Source organism: Rathayibacter sp. AY1B5 (assembly GCF_002932795.1).
GTDB lineage: Bacteria > Actinomycetota > Actinomycetes > Actinomycetales > Microbacteriaceae > Rathayibacter.
In genome coordinates this window covers 41,626-59,891 of record NZ_PSWM01000017.1, presented here as the reverse complement: position 1 = coordinate 59,891, position 18,266 = coordinate 41,626, and the positions used below count along the sequence as shown (strand labels likewise).

The following is an 18,266-nucleotide window of genomic DNA, read 5'->3' as shown; positions in this document are numbered from 1 at the left end:
CTCGACACCGGGAGACGGATGCGCCGCACGGGCCCTTCGACACAGACTCGCGACACTCCGCGCACGCCGCGCCCCTTCGTGCGGCACGGCCGCCAGAAGCGGCACTCGCTCGCGCGGACCCTGGTGAAGGGAGCCGCCCTGGTGGGCGGTGTCGGCGTGGTCGCCTCGGTGTCGGTGGTCGCGATCGCGGCGACGCTGATCGTCCAGTCCGTGCAGCCCTCGGTCGACCTGCACCCGGTCGCCGCCGGCTCCAGCGTCGAGGCCGGAGGCGCCCCGGAGATCGGCGCGCTGGAGGGCGGCTTCAACGTCCTCGTGGTCGGCAGCGACTCGCGGAAGGGCCAGGGCGACGCCTACGGCGACCCCGACGAGGAGACGAGCGTCCTCAACGACGTCAACATGCTGATGCACGTCTCGGCCGACCACAGCAACGCCACGGTCGTGAGCTTCCCCCGCGACATGTACGTCGACATCCCGGAGTGCGTGAACGCCGCCACGGGCGAGACGATCCCCGCCCGGTACGACACCAAGATCAACGAGGCGATGGGCAGCGACGTCAGCCTCGGCTGCGTCGCGGGGGTCGTCGAGGACCTCATGGGCGTCCGGGTCGACTACGGCGCGGTCGTGCAGTTCAACGGCGTGATCGAGATGTCGAACGCGGTCGGCGGAGTCGACGTCTGCGTCGCGACCGAGATCGCGGACCCCTACACGAACACCTACCTCGAGCCGGGCGTGCACTCGCTCGAGGGCATGGCGGCGCTCCAGTTCCTCCGTAGCCGCCACGGCATCGGCGACGGCAGCGACCTGACCCGCATCAGCAACCAGCAGGTCTTCCTCTCGGCGCTCGTGCGCCAGATCAAGAGCGCGGACACCCTCCTCAACCCGGTCGCGCTCTACGGGCTCGCGAAGGCGGCGCTGGGCAACATGACGCTCTCGACCGGTCTCGACAACGTGAACACGATGGTCCAGATGGGGCTCGCGCTGAAGGACGTCGACCTCGCGGACGTCGTCTTCGCGCAGTACCCGACCGGGGCGACTCCGAGCGGAGTGGAGCCGGACCGTGCCGCGGGCGACGTCCTGGCGAGCGCCCTGCAGACCGATCAGCCGATCGCCATCACCGGCGGCACCGGTGCCGGCGCGACCGTGGAGGGCGAGGTCGCGGCCCCGGCCGACACCGCCGCTCCCTCGGGCCCGGCGACCGCGGATCCGCTCGCGACGTCCGAGGCGGCACCCGGCACTCCTGCAGCGACTCCCGAGGACGGATCCAAGGTTGCCCTGCCAGAATCGGTCACCGGCCAGAGCGCCGACCAGCAGACCTGCTCGGTCGGGTTCTTCGGCTGAGCCGAGGGCGGGCGGCACCACGGGTGCTCTCCACCTCGCGCGCTGACTCCGGGACGACACGCGTCCCGCAGCCGAGAGAGAGTACGACCCGATGAGCGAACGCGCGTCCACCCGGACCACAGCAGCACGGCACGGCCGACTGCGCCGCCCGAGCGGCGTGCGCTTCGCCGCGCGGATCCTCGCGGCCTGCGTGGGCGTCGGCGTCCTCAGCGCGGTCTGCATCGTGGCGATCGCGGCCTCGATGATCGCCGGGAGCGCGCGCCCCTCCGTCGACCTCGGGATCGACTCGGGCGGGGGCGACGTGCCCGAGATCGGGGCGATCGAGGGCGGCGTCAACATCCTGCTCGCCGGCAGCGACAGCGCCGACGGATCGGCCGCCGGAGCGTACGGCGAGCGTGCCGAGAACCTCAACGACGTCACGATGCTCATGCACATCTCGGCCGACCACTCCACCGTGCAGGTCGTCAGCTTCCCCCGCGACCTCTACGTCCCGATCCCCTCCTGCACCGACCCGGCCACCGGCGCCGTCTCGGACGCGGTGGACTCGGCGAAGATCAACACCTCGCTCGAGGCCGGCGGACTGGCGTGCACCGTGCAGACGGTGGAGCAGCTGACCGGGCTCGAGATCCCCTACGCGGCGCTCATCCAGTTCGAGGGCGTCATCGAGATGTCGAACGCGGTCGGCGGAGTGGACGTCTGCGTCGCCACGCCGATCCAGGACGAGTACACCGGGCTGAACCTCGACGCGGGCACGCACACGCTCGTCGGCGCCGAGGCGCTGGCGTTCCTCCGCACCCGGCACGGTGTCGGCGACGGCAGCGACCTCACGCGCATCTCGAGCCAGCAGGTGTACCTCTCGTCGCTGGTGCGCAAGGTGAAGAGCGCGTCGACGCTCTCGAACCCGGTGAACCTCTACGGCCTCGCGAAGGCGGCCGTCTCGAACATGCAGCTCTCGACCTCGCTCGAGAACGTGAACACCCTGGTCTCGATCGGCCTCGCGGTGAAGGACGTCGACCTCGCGAACGTGGTCTTCGTGCAGTACCCGACCTTCATCGACGGCAACGGCGTGTACCCCAGCGAGGACGCGGCGGCGGCGCTGAACGCGGCGCTCCTCGCCGACCAGCCGATCGCGCTGAGCGGCACCACCGGCGGCGGCTCGCAGTCGACGGGGGAGGAGCCCGGAGCGACGGGCGCTCCGGCGGCCACGGAGGCGCCGGCCACCGACGCTCCCGCGACCGACGCCCCCGCGACGAGCGCACCCGACGGGCCGGTCACCCTTCCGAGCGACGTCTCCGGGCAGACCGCGCAGCAGGAGACGTGCACGATCGGCCGGCCGCTGTCGGACCAGTAGGCGGCGCGCCCCACCCTCCTGCGGAGGGGCGGGCGCCCGTGTCGCGAGGCCCTCGCGCGTGCGGTTATGATGGTCGTCGTGCGTCCGCCAGCGGGCGCTCAGGAGTCGTCGCATAGTCCGGTCGAGTGCACCACCCTGCTAAGGTGGAGAACCCTTTATTGGGTTCCGTGGGTTCAAATCCCACCGACTCCGCACCTCCCGAAGGCCCTGCTCACGCGGGGCCTTCGTCGTTCCCGGCGGCGCCCGTGCCTGCCGCGGTGTCGGCGGCGGCCGACGCGACCCGGCGCCCCGGCCGCCCGGGATCCGCCGCCGATCCGCCGGGCGGGTGCGCTCCCGGAGCGGCTACCCTGATCGGATGTCCAGCCCGATCCTCGACGCCCTGTCCGCCCCTCCCGCGCGGAGGGACGTCGCCTCGATCCGCGGTGCTCTCGCCGAGGTCGCGATCGGCGACTCGGTGCGCGTCCTCGTCCGCTCCCCGCGCTACGGCCTCTACGGGATCGAGGGGGTCGTCCGCCAGGCCGTCGGCGGCGAGCTCGTCGTCGCGGACGTCTTCCTCGGCACGGGGACCGAGATCCAGAGCATCGCCCTGGCGCCGGACGCCGACGAGGTCGGCGGGGAGCGCTCGGCCGAGGGGCTCGAGCACGGGGATCCCGTGCGCGTGGCGTTCTCGACCCCGGCGCTCGGATCGTTCACGATCACGGGCCCGCTGACGGCGGGCGGGCGCGACGGGTTCCTTCTCGTCGGCAGCTGGATCGCCGCGGACGGCGGCGAGCCCGGCCGCCACGTCGACCGCATCGAGCGCCTGACGGACGTCGGCGTCCACGAGAAGCACGTCCCCGGCCGCCGCTCCGCGGTCGAGGAGTAGTCCCTCAGCTCTGGCAGTGCGGGCACCAGTAGGTGACCCGCAGCTGCAGCTCGTCGTCGCCGAGCTCGCCGCGCTCGATCGGAGTGCCGCAGCGCCGGCAGGGCTTCCGGTCGCGGCCGTAGACCCAGAGCTGCTGGCCCGGGCGCAGGTTTCCGGTCGTGGTGCGCTCGATCCGCTCGCGGTTCACGGTGATGAGCCGCTTCGCGAGCGCGATGGTGCGCACGAGATCGCCGCTCCCACCGACCGGTCGCGTGGGCAGCACGCCGCGCAGGAAGCACAGCTCGGCGCGGTAGACGTTGCCGAGCCCGGCCATGATCCGCTGGTCGAGCAGCGCGAGCCCGATCGGCCGCTCCGGGTCGGCGGACAGGCGCCGCAGCGCCTCGTCCGCGTCCCAGTCGGCGCCGAGCAGATCCGGGCCGAGGTAGCCGACCACGTCCTCCTCCGCCGAGCGAGGGACGATCTCGAGAAGCCCGAGCTCGAAGCCGACCGCCTGCCAGTCCTCCGTCTCGAGGACGATCCGGGCCTGGAACGCCGGCCGGTGCCACTTCGGCCGCTCGCCCTCGCCGCGGGCGTAGAGATGCCAGCTCCCCTCCATCTTGAGGTGGGAGTGGATCAGCGCGTCGCCGACCCGCATCAGCAGGTGCTTGCCGCGGGGGACGACCTCGTCGACCGTCTCGCCGGTGAGGTCGACCGTCGCGTACTTCGGCACGCGCACGTCGCAGCGGGTCAGGACCTCGCCGTCGAGCGCCTCGGCGAGATTGTGGGCGGATCGGTAGACGGTGTCACCCTCGGGCACGCGGGCTCCCTCCGGCGCTCACGAGCGCATCCTCAGGCCGCGCGGATTGGCGACGAATCCGGCGGCGACGAGCGCATCGCCGAAGGGGGTGCCGAGCGCGAAGACGCCGTCGATCTTCTCGACGGTCAGCTTCTCGACCCCGCGGGAGCGGACCAGCTGCGAGAGGGCGCCGGCCGCGTCGGCGAGGGCCGCCTCGTCGGCGGTGAAGGTGAGGGCCGTCTTGCCGCCGCGCTCGAGGTAGACCGCGAGCGTTCCGTCGACGACCGCGACCAGCGCGCCGGCCTTCCGACCGGGGCGGTGCCCCTCGCCCTGCGGCCACGGTAGAGCGGCGCCGAACGGATTCGCGGGGTCGGTCGCCGCGAGGGCGAGCACCGGCCGCGAGCACTCCTGCGCCTCGTCCTGCGGGGCGAACGTGCGGAGCCGGTCGACGCTGCCGGCCGTGCCGAACTGCGCTGCTCCCAGCTTCTCGATGAAGTAGCCCCTCCGGGCGCGGCCCTGCTGCTCGAAGCCGCTCAGCACCTTGTAGGCGAGGGCGAAGCCGCCGAGGACGCCCTCGGCCTGCACGGAGCCGCGGGTGACGATCCCGTACCGCTCGAGCAGCGTCTCGCCGAGCGCGTGCCCGCGGATCGTCGCGTCGGACTCCGCGAGCGGCACGATCGACCAGCGGCCGCCGGCGGTCGGGGGCCCGACGCGGGTGGCCATCGTGGGACGGGCGGTCATCCGGCCCCGCGGCGCGCGGGCGCGGGTGGGGGCGCGCGGCTGTCGGTGCGCGCCGCCGGTCGATCCGACGAGGGTGCGCAGCGGCGCCAGGGTGTCGTTCGTGACGAGTCCCGCCCAGACCAGCTCCCACAGGGCCTCGACGAGGCCGGCGTCGTCGGTGGAGCCGACCGCGTCGGAGAGCTGACGGAAGAAGTAGCCGCCGCCCGATCCGAGCACGCCGACGATCTCCTGCTGGAGCTCGGTCAGCGTCACGGACTCGGCGGCGGGGACGGGGAGGGTCAGCCCGGCCGTGTCGGCGAGGTGGAGGCTCACCCAGCCGTCGTTGCCGGGGAGGGTGCCCGCGCCGGCCCAGAGGACCTCGCCGGTCGCGGTGAGCTCGTCGAGCATCGCCGGGGAGTAGTCGCGCACCCGCGCGGGCAGGATCAGCGACTCCCAGGCGGACGCGGGGATGGGCGCGCCGGCCAGCTGGTCGATCACGGAGGCGACGCCGTCGATGCCGCGGAGCGAGCCGCCGACGTGCTGCCAGGCGGGGAGGAAGCGGGCGTACGCGGCCGCGTCGACCGGCTCGACCTCCTTGCGGAGCGCGGCGAGCGAGCGGCTGCGCAGGCGGCGCAGCACCTCGGCGTCGCACCACTCCGTCCCGGTGCCGGTGGGACGGAACTCGCCCTCCGAGACGCGGCGCTCGCCCGCGAGGCGCCGCAGGGTGTCGGTGACGACCGCGACTCCGAGGCCCAGGCGAGTGGCGACGGCGGCGGCGGTGAAGGGGCCGTGGGTGCGCGCGTAGCGGGCGACGAGGTCGCCGAGCGGATCGCGGACCGGGTCGATGAAGGCGACGGGGACGCCGATCGGCAGGGGCACGCCGAGGGCGTCGCGGAGCCGGGAGGCGTCCTCCATCGCGGCGTACCGCTGCTCGCCGCCGAGACCGACGGGCAGGACGCGCTTGGCCTTCACGAGCGCGGCCACGTCGGCCTCGAGCACCGGGCGCTCGATCGCGGGCGCCTTCGCGACGTCCGCCGAGGCGACCGACTCGTCGACCAGGCGCTCACCGAGCTCGTCGAGCGTCAGCGGCCCGAGCAGCCGGAGCAGGTCGGCGGCGCCCTCGAGGCCGCGGAGGCGGCGCTCCGGCTCCACGCGCTGCAGCTCGCGCTCGATCTGCGCGAGGACCGCCGGGTCGAGCAGCTCGCGCAGCTCCGCCCGGCCGAGCAGCTCGCCGAGGAGCGTCGCATCGACCGAGAGCGCGGCGGCGCGGCGCTCGGCGAGCGGGCTGTCGCCCTCGTACATGAAGGCCGCGACGTAGCCGAAGAGCATGGACCGCGCGAACGGACTGGCCGTCGGCGTCTCGACCTCGAGGATCCGCAGCTCGCGTCCGTCCAGCCGCGCGGCCAGCCGGAGCAGCGCGGGCAGGTCGTAGACGTCCTGAAGGCACTCGCGGACGGTCTCGAGGATGATCGGGAAGGTCGGGTAGGTGCGGGCGACGTCGAGCAGCTGCGCCGCCCGCTGCCGCTGCTGCCAGAGCGGGGAGCGCTTGCCCGGGTTGTACCTCGGGAGCAGGAGCGCCCGCGCCGCGCACTCGCGGAACCGGGCGGCGAAGAGGGCGGAGCCGCCGACCTCGCTCGTGACCAGCTGCTCCAGCTCCTCGCGCTCGAACAGGAACAGCTCGGAGCCCGGCGGCTCCGACTCGGTGTCGGGGATCCGCACGACGATGCCGTCGTCCCCGGCCATCGCCGCTCCGTCGACGCCGTGCCGCTCGCGGACGCGGGCGCCGATGGCGAGCGCCCAGGGCGAGTGCACCTGCATCCCGTACGGGGAGTGCAGCACCAGCCGCCAGTCGCCCAGCTCGTCGCGGAAGCGCTCGAGCACGAGGGTGCGGTCGTCGGGGATCTGCCCGGTGGCCAGGCGCTGCTCGTCGAGGAACGAGAGGAGGTTGTTGGTCGCGTACTCGTCGAGCCCGGCCGCCGTGCAGCGCTCGCGGGCCGTCTCGGGAGCGGCGGCGCCCACCTCGCGGGTGAACGCTCCGATCGCCTCGCCGAGCTCGGCGGGGCGTCCCTGCGAGTCGCCCTTCCAGAACGGCAGGCGCCCCGGCTCGCCGAACGCGGGCGTCACGATCACGCGGTCGTAGGTGATCTCCTGGATGCGCCAGCTCGTGGCTCCGAGCGCGAAGACGTCGCCGACGCGGGACTCGTAGACCATCTCCTCGTCGAGCTCGCCGACGCGGTTGCCGGTCGAGCCCGGCTCGCCGACCATGAACACGCCGAAGAGCCCCCGGTCGGGGATGGTGCCGCCGCTGGTGACGGCGAGGCGCTGAGCGCCGGGCCGACCGGTGAGCGTGTTCGCGTCGCGGTCCCAGACGAGGCGCGGCCGCAGCTCCGCGAACTGGTCGGAGGGGTAGCGGCCCGAGAGCAGGTCGAGGGTCGCCTCGTAGGCGGAGCGGGGCAGGGACACGAACGGGGCGCTGCGGCGGACGGTGTCGAACCAGTCGTCCACGTCGAGGCTCTCGAGGGCCGTCGCGGCGACGGTCTGCTGGGCGAGGATGTCGAGCGGGTTCGCGGGGACGGCGATCGCCTCGATCAGGCCCGAGCGCATCCGCTCCGTCGTCACAGCGGAGTGGAGCAGGTCGGCCCGGTGCTTGGGGTAGAAGGACCCGCGCGAGACCTCGCCGACCTGGTGGCCGGCGCGGCCCACGCGCTGCAGGGCGCTCGCGACCGAGGGCGGCGTCTCGACCTGGACGACGAGGTCGACCGCGCCCATGTCGATCCCGAGCTCGAGGCTCGAGGTCGCGACCACGCAGCGCAGGCGGCCGGACTTCAGGTCGTCCTCGATGATCGCGCGCTGCTCCTTGCTCACCGAGCCGTGGTGGGCGCGGGCGAGCAGCGGCTCCTCGTCGGGCGCGGACTGCCCGGTGCCGCTCGTCCCTCCGGCCGCTCCCATCGCCTCGGCGGGGGAGCGGCGGACGGAGGAGGACGAGGCCTCGGCGAGCAGGGCCCCGACCGCGACGGGCTCGCCCGCCTCGCGTGCGCGCTCGGCGGCCAGCTCGCGGCGCTCCGCGTAGATCTCGTTGAGCCGAGCGGTCAGCCGCTCGGCGAGGCGGCGGGAGTTCGCGAAGACGATCGAGGAGGTGTGCGCGAGGACCCGGTCGACGATCGACTCCTCGACGTGCGGCCAGATCGACCCGCTCTGCGGACCGGTGGCCCCCATCGTCGATCCGTCCTGCGGAGCCGCCGTCCCCAGTTCGGACATGTCCTCGACCGGGACGACGACGCTGAGGTCCCACTGCTTCTCGGACGCCGGAGCCACGATCGCGACGGGGGAGCGGCCGGCGAGGAACCGGGCCACCTCCTCGCGCGGGCGCACCGTCGCCGAGAGGCCGATGCGCTGCACCGGCTTCGGGAGCAGGGCGTCGAGCCGCTCGAGGGAGACGGCGAGGTGCGCCCCGCGCTTGGTCGACGCGACCGCGTGGACCTCGTCGACGATGACCGTCTCGACGCCGCGGAGCGACTCGCGCGCCGCCGAGGTGAGCATGAGGTAGAGGGACTCGGGGGTCGTGATCAGGATGTCCGGCGGCGTCTTCTGCAGAACGCGCCGCTCGGCGGCGGGCGTGTCCCCCGACCGCACCCCGACGGTGACCGTGGCCGGCGCGCTGCCGATCCCCTCGGCGCTGAGCCGCAGCGCCGTCTGCGTGACGCCGACGAGCGGCGAGCGGAGGTTGCGCTCGACGTCGACGCCGAGAGCTTTCAGCGGCGAGACGTAGAGCACGCGAGTGCGGTGCTGCGGATCCTCCGGCGGCGGGCCCTGCACGAGCCGGTCGATCGCCCAGAGGAAGGCCGAGAGCGTCTTGCCGGAGCCGGTGGGAGCGACCACCAGGGCGTGCGCTCCGCTGGAGATGGCGGACCAGGCGCCCTCCTGGGCGGCGGTCGGCGCCGGGAACGCGCCCTCGAACCACGCGCGCGTGGCGGGGGAGAAGCGCTCGAGGACGTCCGGCATGCACTCATCCTCCCTGCCACCTCCGACATTGCCGGGGCCGCCGCCCGGAGGCGAGCCCTTGACTCGGGGGAGCCCGTCCGTCAGGCGAAGCCGAGACGCACGAACGTGCCGACGTCGGCGAGCTCGGCCTGCCCGACTCCGTGGGCGACGCCCTCGTAGACCCGCGCGTCGAGCGCCGTGTGCTCCGGGAACCAGTCCGCCGCGTCCCGCACGAGCTCCTCCGGGATCACCGTGTCGAGCGTCCCGCGGCCCCAGAACACTGGAGGACGCTCGCGGGCGAGCCGCTCGTCCGCGTCGTCGCCCTCGGCGAGCGGGACCACGAATCCGGACAGGGCGACCGCGAAGGCGAAGCGGCCCGGCGCGCGCCGCAGCAGCTGCACCGCCAGAGCTGCGCCCTGGGAGAAGCCCAGCAGGCCGACCGGACCCGGGTGCCCCAGAGCGTCCAGCCACTCGATCACCCCCGCCGCCGCCGCCTCGACGGCCTCGGGATCGGCCCGCGGCTCGTCCGGCACCAGCGGCACTCGGAGGGGCCACCACGCGTTCGCCCCGCCGCCCAGAGCGAGCGGAGCCCGCAGGGACGCGAGGACCGGCTCCAGCGGCAGGTAGGCGCCGAGCGAGAACAAGTCCCCCTCGTGCGAGCCGTAGCCGTGCAGCAGCACCAGGAGGGGCCTGCCGACGCGGTCGCGCTCGGAGGAGGACCACAGCACCGCGTTCGCGTCGATTCCCATCGCACCATCATCCCCCTGAGCGCGGGATCGCCGCCGCCGGTCGGAACACCAGCCGCGAAGGGTGAGAATGGCTGCATGAGCGTGCGCACCCCTGACCCGAACTCCGGGTGGCTGTCCGACGACGAACTCGCCGAGATCCGCCGGCGGCTCCCGCTGCTGTACGTGGAGGCCGTGCCCGTCCGCGTCGACGGGCTCGGGCAGGTCACCGAGGTCGGCGTGCTCCTGCGCGCGACCTCCTCCGGCCAGATCACCCGCACGATCGTCTCCGGCCGGGTGATGTACGGCGAGACGTTGCGCGACGCGCTGTTCCGCCACCTCGAGAAGGACCTCGGCCCCATGGCCTTCCCCCTCCTCCCGGCGAGCCCGCTCCCCTTCCACGTCGCCGAGTACTTCCCCATGCCCGGCATGGGACCGTTCACCGACGACCGCCAGCACGCGGTGTCCCTCGCCTACGTCGTCCCCGTCACCGGCACCTGCGATCCCCGCCAGGACGCCCTCGAGCTCACCTGGATGACCCCCGACGAGGCCTGCTCCGACGCCGTCTCCGCCGAGATGGAGGGCGGGCGGGGCGCGCTGCTCCGCGCCGCCTTGGCCTCCGTGGGCCGGCTGTCCTAGCGGCGCGGAGCGGCCTTCTTGCGCGCCGCGTGGCGGCGCGCCGCGGTCGGCTCTCAGGGACGGCCGGGCGGGTGGAGCGTCGGGCGTTCGCCTAGACGGATTCGCTGGCACGCGAATCCGCCGTTCGGCTCGTGGATTCGGTGTCCACTCGGCCTCCTGCGACGGGGCGTGGAGAGGTGGCGGCGCTGACCGGCGACGGCGCAGCGAAGGGGATCGCCGACTCGCGACGCGGTGAGGACTTCCGGACCTCCCTGCGCGGGACTCCGCCCTGAGATGTGAAGCGAGAACGACGAAGGGCCGGAGCCTGCGACCGAGAGTCGCGGGCTCCGGCCCTCCGTGATCCTGTCGTCCTCACCAGGACGCGCGCTGTCCCGCGATCACCGATCGCCCGGCCCCCGGACCAGCCGCTCCCCGCGAGGCGAACGGTCGATCCGCGTGCGAGCGGATCGGCCTAGCCGGTCGTGACTCGCTGTGCGGATCGCGACCGTCCTGCCGGCCGACCGCGGTGCGCCGCTCTGCGGCGCACTCGAAGGCACAGGCGAACGGTCGATCCGCGTGCGAGCGGATCGGCCTAGCCGGTCGCGACCCGCTCTGCGCATCGCGACCGTCCTGCCGGCCGACCGCGGTGCACCGCTCTGCGGCGCACTCGAAGGCACAGGCGAACGGTCGATCCGCGTGTCAGCGGATCGGCCTAGCCGTTCGCGACACGCTCTGCGCNNNGAGAGCCGACCGCGGTGCACCGCTCTGCGGCGCACTCGAAGGCACAGGCGAACGGTCGATCCGCGTGTCAGCGGATCGGCCTAGCCGTTCGCGACACGCTCTGCGCGTCGCAACCGTGCTTGAAGCCGACCGCGGTGCACCGCTCTGCGGCGCACTCGAAGGCACAGGCGAACGGTCGATCCGCGTGTCAGCGGATCGGCCTAGCCGTTCGCGACACGCTCTGCGCGTCGCAACCGTGCTTGAAGCCGACCGCGGTGCGCCGCTCCGCGGCGCACGAAACGGTTCAGCCCTGCGCGCGCCGTCCGCCGCGGCGGGCGCCGCCGCCGGCGGACTCGCGAGCGGGTGCGGCCGAGGACGCGCCACCGGTCGCGGTGCTGTAGAACGAGCGCGATCCGCCCGAGGTCGAGGGGGCGCCGGCGGCCGAGCGGCTGCGGCCTCCGCGGGCGCCGCCGCGGGCGGGTCCCTCGGCGGCGGTGCGGTCGCGGCGGGGGCGGTCGCCTCCGCCGGTCGCGGCGCCCGTCGAGCGTCCGCCGCGGGGTGCGGCGGTGCCCTCGGTGCGGGCCGCGCGCTTGCGCTGCGCGTTGGCGCCCTGCGAGCGTCCGCCCTGCGACTGGCCGCGGGCGGGCTCGACGACCGCGCTGGGGGTGACGTACGGAGCGACGTCGCCGATGAGCTTCGCGACGGCGGCCGAGTCGGCGGTCACCTGCTGGGGCGCGACCTGGATCGCGGCCTTGCGCAGGAGGGTCTTCACGTCGCTGCGCTGCGTGGGCAGGACGACGGTGACGACGTCTCCCTCGCTGCCGGCGCGGGCGGTGCGGCCCGAGCGGTGCAGGTACGCCTTGTGCTCCATCGGCGGGTCGACGTGGATGACGAGCTCGACGTCGTCGACGTGCACGCCGCGGGCGGCGACGTCGGTGGCGACGAGGACCTTGACGGTGCCGGCGCCGAACGCGGCGAGGTTGCGGTCGCGGGCGACCTGCGAGAGGTTGCCGTGCAGGTCGACCGCGGGGATGCCCTGGCCGGTGAGCTGCTTGGCGAGCTTCTTCGCGTGGTGCTTGGTGCGCATGAAGAGGATGCGGCGGCCGGTGCCGGACGCGAGCGTCTTCACGAGCGCGTTCTTGGCGTCGAGGCCGTCGACCTCGAACACGTGGTGGGTCATCAGCGCGACGGGCGAGTTGGCCTCGTCGACCGAATGGAGCACCTCGTTCTGGAGGTACTTCTTGACCAGCTTGTCCACGCCGTTGTCGAGCGTCGCGGAGAACAGCAGGCGCTGCCCGCCGCGGGGGGTCTTGTCGAGGACGCGCGTGACGACCGGCAGGAAGCCGAGGTCGGCCATGTGGTCGGCCTCGTCGAGCACGGTGATCTCGACGGCGTCGAGGTTCACGAAGCCCTGCTTCATCAGGTCCTCGAGGCGGCCCGGGCAGGCCACGACGATGTCGACGCCCTGCTTGAGCGCCGCGACCTGGCGCTGCTGCGAGACGCCTCCGAAGATCGTGGTGGTGACGATGCCGTAGGCGTCGGCGAGGGGCTGCATCGCGGCGGTGATCTGCGTGGCGAGCTCGCGGGTCGGCGCGAGGACGAGTCCGAGCGGGCGGCCGGGGCGGCGGCGTCCGCCGGCGAGGGAGCCGCCGAGGCGGGCGATCATCGGGATGGAGAAGGCGAGGGTCTTGCCGGAGCCGGTCTTGCCGCGGCCGAGGACGTCGCGTCCGCCGAGCGTGTCGGGCAGGGTGTCGACCTGGATCGGGAAGGGCTCGGTGATGCCGCTCGCGGTGAGCGCGGCCACGAGGGGGGCCGGCACGCCGAGGGCGCTGAAGGAGAGGGGGGTGTTCGACATGGAGTGGTGCCTTTCGGGGGCATCATGCCGATCGAGGACGCGCAGGCGGTGGCCGGGGGCGCGGGTGATCGGCGTTCGGGCGAAGGTGACGGTGGTCACATCCGTTCGCCGTACGATTCGGTGCGCGCGGCCGGGGGCCTCATGCACGTGCGCCAGATGGTCGGGACGGATCCTCGACGGTCAGAGTCCTAGGGGACAAGGGGCGTTCTACGACGCGGGGGAGCGCAGTCGCTGCGCTCGCACCCTCCTACTCTAGTGGATGCCGATCCATCCGCGCATCGCGGCCTGCACGCGGGAGCCGTCGAGGTCGCTCAGCTTGGTTCCGACGAAGTCGCCCGCCCAGTCCGAGGTCTGCACGCGGAAGGCCGGCTCCGGGTCGCGCAGCGTCTTCAGGATGACGGCGGCGACGTCGGACGGGTCCTGCGCGTGGGTCGAGGAGAAGGACGACGCGGCGCGGTCGAGATAGGCGCCGAGCGCCGGCGCGTAGGGGCCGGCCTGCGCGAGCATCGCCGCCGCGTCGATGCCGACGTTCTCGACGAAGCTGCTGCGGACCGCTCCCGGCTCGATCAGCGACACGTGGACGCCGACGGAGGCGGCGACCGGGGCGAGCGCCTCGAAGAACCCCTCGACCGCGAACTTCGCCGCGCAGTAGTCCTCGTTGAAGGGCTGCCCGATCGCGCCGCCGACGCTCGAGACGGTGACGATGCGGCCGCGGGACGAGCGCAGCATCGGCAGCGCGGCGCGGGTGACCGCGACGGTGCCGAAGAAGTTGACCTCCATCACGCGGCGCAGCTCCTCCGGATCCTCCAGCTCGAGGGTGCCGAGATGGCCGGCTCCGGCGTTGTTCACGAGGGCGTCGAGACCACCGAGCTCCTCCTCCACGGCGCGGAGGCACCCGGCGACGGAGTCCGCGTCGGTCACGTCGAGCGCCCGCAGGTCGAGCTCGACGCGGGCCTCGGCGGCGGCGGCGCGCAGGCCCTCCGCCCGCTCCGGATCCCGCACCGTGGCGACCACCCGCCAGCCTGCGCGTGCGGCCTCGATCGCGGTGGCGCGGCCGATGCCGGTGGAGGTTCCGGTGACGAGGAGGACGGGACGGGGCATGCGGCTTTCCTGCTTTCCGGCGCGGGACGGCGCCGCCCGGAGGCTATCGGCCGACCCTCCGAGAACGTCCAGGGTCGGCGTCAGCCCCGGTAGCGCTCGCCGACCGGCACCTCGACCGCCAGCCGGTTGCCCGCCTGGGCGAGCGGGCAGGCCCAGGCGGGGTCGTAGGCGCAGGAGGGGTTGTAGGCGAAGTTGAAGTCGAGCACCAGCGTCCCCGGGGCGGAGCCCGGGCCGAGGTCGGCGCCCTTCACGGTGTCCAGGAGGTAGCGGCCGCCGCCGTAGGTGCCGCCGGGGGTCCCCGCGAGGGCGTCCTTGACCGGCAGGAACAGGCCCCCGCCGTAGGAGGCGAGCCGCCAGACGTCGAGGCTGCCGGCGTCGGGCACCTCGACCGTGCCGATCAGCTCGAAGGGGACGGTGCCGTCGGTGCCGGTCTCCACGTCCATCCGCCGCGCCTCCTCGGCGGGAGCCACCTCGAGCTCGAAGCGCCAGGCCGCGTCGTAGGGCGCGATCGGCAGCGAGCGGAAGTGCGCGCGATCGGCCGGCAGGAGCGGAGTGGAGGGGTGCTGCGCGAAGAGCGCGTTGCGCCCGCGGATCCAGGACGCGTGCGCGGCGAGCAGGTCCACGTTCGAGAGCCGGCGCACCTCCGCGTAGAGGGCCTGGACGTGGCGGCGCCAGTCCGACACCTCGACCGCGGTCGTGAGGCGGCGGCGGGGCGAGACGGCGTCGTCGTCGTCCTGCTCCTCCTCCTCGGCGGAGGGCCACTGCAGCCGCAGGAGCTCCGAGCGCGACAGCTCGGTCTCCTCCTCGGCGACGCCGTCGGGGCTCATGCGGCGGACTCCCCGCGCGGGCGGGTGTCGGCGCCGAGATCGTGGCGCCAGGTCGGGGCGAGGGAGCGGATGCGGATGCCGCGCCACTGCCAGAACGCCCACATCGACGGCCAGAGCGCGGCCGAGGCGAGGCCCGCCGAGAACTCGAGGCGGTCGCGGAAGAGCGTGCGCCCGTCGGGGAGCGGGGCCACGGCCATGCGGTGGTCCCACGCGGTGATCAGGCGGAGGGAGCCGGTGAGCGGCCCGCCGCTGTCGCGCAGGATCCGCACATCGGGCATCGAGGGGACGCGGCGGTAGGAGAGGTCGATCTCCTGCGCTCCCATCGGCACGATCCCGAGGGCGTCCATCGCGACCTCGTGGGAGCCCAGCCCCCAGGTCGGGCGGAAGCCGCCCTCGTCCAGCGACGCGGCGGTCAGGAGCGGGGACATCACCTCCCGGAACACGGCCGGACTCTGCAGGGCGCGCCAGGCGGAGTCGGCGTCGGTGTCGAGCACGTGCTTGAGCATCACCTTCACGAGGGACATCCTCCTCCGCCCGCCCCTGCGCGGGAACCGGGTGCGCGCGGAGCCCCGGACGTGTATGCGCGTCAGGGCTCGCTAGCGTGTCAGGGTGACCGCTCCCGCCGCCTCCGTCGACCAGTCGACCTATCAGATCCGCTTCGAGTGGGGCGCCCGCGCCCTCCGCGTGCTCGCCCCCGCCCACGTCACGGTGCTCGTCGACGCCCTGCCCGGAGGCGAGGGCCCGGACCTCGGGGCGGTGGAGGGCCGCGTCGTCCGAGCGGGACTGGCCGACCGTTCCGCCGTCGCCCGCTGGATCCTGGAGCGCCAGCACGAGAACGGCGGGCGCACCAGCGTCAACGTGATCGCCCTGGGCGACGTCGACGAGAGCGGAGCGGTGCGGTTCGCGATGGAGGACCAGCTGGCCGCCGGCGCCGTCGTCGACGCGCTCATCGGGCTGGGCATCGATCACGTCTCGCCCGAGGCCGCGGTGGCCTGCGCGTCCTACGAGGGCCTGCGCCGGGCGTGCGCGCACCTGCTCACCGCGTCCGAGTCCGGCCGTCTGCTCGCCGCCGAGGGGCGGGCGGACGAGGTCCGCGCCGCCGCGAGGGTCGACACCGTCGACGAGGTGGCGATCCTCCGCTGACCCGCCGCTCCGGCGGGCGCTGCCTCCGCGCGGTGCTGGAGGTCCGCGGAGCGCACAAGCCCCTGCGGATCGGAGCCGCCGCCTCGACCACGCGCCCGCCCCCGGCGTAGCGTTCGGCGGAGGCGGTCCCTCCGCCCCCGCCCCGACCGAAAGCTGGCCCGCATGAAAGCCGTTCTCCACGACGTCGTCCTCGCCGACGCCCCCGACTCCGACCTGATCTCGATCGAGGGCAACTGGTACTTCCCGCCGTCGAGCATCGCCGAGGGCGTGCTCGTCGAGAGCCCCACCCCCTACACCTGCCCGTGGAAGGGCGAGTGCCAGTACTTCTCGGTGCAGACCGGCGACGGCCTGCAGAAGGACAAGGCCTGGTCGTACCCGCACCCCTACCCGACGGCGTTCGACCGCGTCGGCAAGGACTTCTCGGGCTACGTCGCCTTCGACCGCTCGGTCCGCGTCTCCGACTGACCCGTCCCGCCGCGGCGCTGCTCCCGGTGCCGCGGCGGTCCGTCAGCCGCGCGGGGCGGCGGCGCGCGCCCGGTAGGCCCGGACCTTCGCCCGGTTCCCGCAGCGCTGCATCGAGCACCAGCGGCGCGAACCGGCGCGCGACGTGTCGAGGTAGAGCATCCGGCACTCCGGATCCGCGCAGCGCCGCAGCCGTCCGGCCACGGCCGGCCCCAGCAGCCCCACGGCCTCGCGGGCGATCGACGCGAGCGCCTGCCGGCCCGCCGCATGGAGCCGTCCGGCCTGCCGCGATCCGCCGCTCAGCACCGGCGGGATGTCGGGCATCGCTGCGACCAGGTTGACCACGTCGACGTCGCGCGGATCGAGAGCGGTGCCGGCCTCGGCCGCGACGGCCAGGCGCGCGATCGCGCCCCGGAGCATCAGCGCGTCGTCCAGGCGCGCGTCCCGGCTGTCGGGGCCGACCGCCTCGAAGCGCTCGGCGAGCCAGGCGGCCAGGGCGGCGTCGGAGTCGAGGTGCTCGGCCGCGCCCGCGGGCAGTGCTCCGGTCGTGGCGAAGTCGAGTGCGAGGCTGCCGGAGTCGAACCACCAGCGTCGGCCGTCGGCCTCGGGGAGCCACTGGCCGGTGACCGGGGTGCGGCCGCCGTGCGGAGCCTCGTCCGGGCTCACGGCGCCGGGACCGGTCGGCGGCGCCACTGGATCGCGTTCGCGGGCTCGAACCGGCGCGCGCAGCGGCCGCAGGCCAGGGGCCGGGTGGGTCGGCGGTGCCGGTAGAAGAGGTGGCCGCCCGGGCAGGTGCCGACCCACGGAGCGAGCTCGTCCGCGGTCGGGTTGCTGTGGGTGCGCGATCCCGTGTAGCCGAGCCGCCCAGCGATCCGCCCCCACTGAGGTCCGTGCCCGGCGTCGGGACCGGCGAGCGCGTGCGCGACCTCGTGCAGGAGGGTCTGCCGGACCTCCTCGTCGCTCCAGCGGGCGGCGAGGTGGCGCGAGACCGTGATCCGGCGGCGCGTCCAGTGGCAGGCGCCGCCGCGGGTGCGCGCGTGGTCGAGCGCGAAGGACCAGGAGGGGTCGAGGTGCTCCTCGATCAGCGCGTCGGCCCAGCGGGCCACGTCGTCGAGGTCGGCCACCGGTGGCGCTGCCTAGGACTCGTCGCCGTCGGCGCGGCGGCGGCCGCGGGCGGTGCCGTCGGCGCGGAGTGCGCGGTCGGACCCGTCCTGGAACTCGGACGCGGCGGCGTAGCCCAGGCGCGCGACCTCGAGCTCCTCCTCGGGGACCCCGACGCGCTCGCCGAGTGCGGTCGCGGCGTCGAAGTCGCGCATCGCCCGGCCGTACTCGCCCAGCTCGAAGAAGGTGAGGCCGCGGTGCTTGAGCGCGAAGGAGTGCTCGAGGTGCCACTCGTGCGTGCGCGCCTCCTCGACGCAGAGCGCGAGCTCCGAGAGGGCCTCGTCGGTGCGGCCCCGGAGCTGCATGAGGCGGGCGCGGCGGACGCGGGCGGTGAGCAGCTCGGCGCGGTCGCCGGAGAAGCGGGTGCGGCGGACGGCCTCGTTCGCGAGGTCCCACGCCTCGTCGACGCGCCCGAGCAGGCGCAGCAGCTCCGCCTTCTCGGTGAGCGCGGCGAGGCTGCGCAGCGCGCCGATCTCCTCCAGGCGCTCCTGGGCGGCGTCGACGTCGATCTCCTCGTGGAGGGTCGCGGGGTCGTGGCGGATGATGATGCTCAGGGCGATGCTTCCTCGTGGAGTGCGGATCCGGATCGTCGCGCGCGGCGGACGAGAGGACGGTCGGGGTCGC

At 74.2% G+C, this 18,266-nt stretch carries 16 protein-coding genes and 1 tRNA gene; 7 read left to right on the top strand and 10 right to left on the bottom strand.

Going from position 1 to position 18,266, the window contains the following annotated elements:
- Positions 1-78: 78 nt before the first annotated feature.
- The 4 genes from C5D44_RS11610 (at position 79) to C5D44_RS11595 (ending at position 3,554) form a co-directional block, all read left to right on the top strand.
- The gene (locus tag C5D44_RS11610; RefSeq protein ID WP_258067959.1) at positions 79-1,338 is read left to right on the top strand and encodes an LCP family protein; all 1,260 of its coding nucleotides are present in this window, start codon (positions 79-81) and stop codon (positions 1,336-1,338) included.
- A 91-nt stretch (positions 1,339-1,429) separates the two neighbouring features.
- Positions 1,430-2,689 carry an LCP family protein gene (locus C5D44_RS11605; RefSeq protein ID WP_104281722.1) on the top strand — a complete coding sequence of 420 codons (1,260 nt, stop codon included), beginning with the start codon at positions 1,430-1,432 and terminating at the stop codon, positions 2,687-2,689.
- A gap of 101 nt (positions 2,690-2,790) precedes the next feature.
- Positions 2,791-2,881: transfer RNA gene (locus C5D44_RS11600), tRNA-Ser, on the top strand.
- A gap of 163 nt (positions 2,882-3,044) precedes the next feature.
- A complete protein-coding gene (locus C5D44_RS11595) occupies positions 3,045-3,554 on the top strand; it encodes a hypothetical protein (RefSeq protein WP_104281721.1) in 510 nt (169 codons plus the stop codon).
- Between the two features lie 4 nt (positions 3,555-3,558).
- Here C5D44_RS11595 and C5D44_RS11590 read toward each other — a convergent pair whose 3' ends face one another.
- The 3 genes from C5D44_RS11590 to C5D44_RS11580 form a co-directional block, all read right to left on the bottom strand.
- Positions 3,559-4,350 (bottom strand): DNA-formamidopyrimidine glycosylase family protein, encoded by a 792-nt coding sequence (locus C5D44_RS11590; RefSeq protein WP_104281720.1) that lies wholly within the window; start codon positions 4,348-4,350, stop codon positions 3,559-3,561.
- An 18-nt stretch (positions 4,351-4,368) separates the two neighbouring features.
- Positions 4,369-9,051 (bottom strand): ATP-dependent helicase, encoded by a 4,683-nt coding sequence (locus tag C5D44_RS11585; protein ID WP_104281719.1) that lies wholly within the window; start codon positions 9,049-9,051, stop codon positions 4,369-4,371.
- Between the two features lie 80 nt (positions 9,052-9,131).
- Positions 9,132-9,779, bottom strand: a complete 648-nt coding sequence (locus tag C5D44_RS11580; protein ID WP_104281718.1) for an alpha/beta hydrolase — start codon at positions 9,777-9,779, stop codon at positions 9,132-9,134.
- Positions 9,780-9,854: 75 nt separating this feature from the next.
- Here C5D44_RS11580 and C5D44_RS11575 point away from each other — a divergent pair, with 75 nt between their 5' ends.
- Positions 9,855-10,394 (top strand): NUDIX hydrolase family protein, encoded by a 540-nt coding sequence (locus tag C5D44_RS11575; protein WP_104281717.1) that lies wholly within the window; start codon positions 9,855-9,857, stop codon positions 10,392-10,394.
- Positions 10,395-11,397: 1,003 nt separating this feature from the next.
- Here C5D44_RS11575 and C5D44_RS11570 read toward each other — a convergent pair.
- The 4 genes from C5D44_RS11570 to C5D44_RS11550 form a co-directional block, all read right to left on the bottom strand.
- Positions 11,398-12,948 (bottom strand): DEAD/DEAH box helicase, encoded by a 1,551-nt coding sequence (locus tag C5D44_RS11570; protein ID WP_104281716.1) that lies wholly within the window; start codon positions 12,946-12,948, stop codon positions 11,398-11,400.
- A 252-nt stretch (positions 12,949-13,200) separates the two neighbouring features.
- Positions 13,201-14,049 carry an SDR family oxidoreductase gene (locus C5D44_RS11560; RefSeq protein WP_104281715.1) on the bottom strand — a complete coding sequence of 283 codons (849 nt, stop codon included), beginning with the start codon at positions 14,047-14,049 and terminating at the stop codon, positions 13,201-13,203.
- Positions 14,050-14,129: 80 nt separating this feature from the next.
- The gene (locus tag C5D44_RS11555) at positions 14,130-14,876 is read right to left on the bottom strand and encodes a DUF1684 domain-containing protein (RefSeq protein ID WP_104281714.1); all 747 of its coding nucleotides are present in this window, start codon (positions 14,874-14,876) and stop codon (positions 14,130-14,132) included.
- Positions 14,873-15,400 (bottom strand): hypothetical protein, encoded by a 528-nt coding sequence (locus C5D44_RS11550; RefSeq protein ID WP_258065059.1) that lies wholly within the window; start codon positions 15,398-15,400, stop codon positions 14,873-14,875. Before C5D44_RS11550 ends, C5D44_RS11555 begins: the two co-directional genes overlap by 4 nt.
- Before the next feature lie 85 nt (positions 15,401-15,485).
- Between C5D44_RS11550 and C5D44_RS11545 the strand changes: the two genes are divergently transcribed.
- On the top strand, positions 15,486-16,019 hold the full coding sequence (locus C5D44_RS11545; protein ID WP_104281713.1) for a 2-phosphosulfolactate phosphatase: 534 nt from the start codon (positions 15,486-15,488) through the stop codon (positions 16,017-16,019).
- Between the two features lie 162 nt (positions 16,020-16,181).
- Positions 16,182-16,484 (top strand): DUF427 domain-containing protein, encoded by a 303-nt coding sequence (locus C5D44_RS11540; RefSeq protein ID WP_104277002.1) that lies wholly within the window; start codon positions 16,182-16,184, stop codon positions 16,482-16,484.
- A gap of 42 nt (positions 16,485-16,526) precedes the next feature.
- On the opposite strand, the gene C5D44_RS11535 is transcribed toward C5D44_RS11540, so the two are convergent.
- Genes C5D44_RS11535 through C5D44_RS18095 form a run of 3 tightly spaced genes read right to left on the bottom strand, consistent with a single transcriptional unit; the run spans position 16,527 to position 17,947 of the window.
- Complete coding sequence (locus C5D44_RS11535; RefSeq protein WP_104277026.1) at positions 16,527-17,147, bottom strand: CGNR zinc finger domain-containing protein; 621 nt, start codon at positions 17,145-17,147, stop codon at positions 16,527-16,529.
- Positions 17,144-17,605: a SprT-like domain-containing protein gene (locus C5D44_RS11530; protein ID WP_104281712.1), complete on the bottom strand. Its 462-nt coding sequence runs from the start codon at positions 17,603-17,605 to the stop codon at positions 17,144-17,146. Before C5D44_RS11530 ends, C5D44_RS11535 begins: the two co-directional genes overlap by 4 nt.
- A gap of 12 nt (positions 17,606-17,617) precedes the next feature.
- Positions 17,618-17,947: a hypothetical protein gene (locus C5D44_RS18095; RefSeq protein WP_181118496.1), complete on the bottom strand. Its 330-nt coding sequence runs from the start codon at positions 17,945-17,947 to the stop codon at positions 17,618-17,620.
- Positions 17,948-18,266 lie beyond the last annotated feature (319 nt).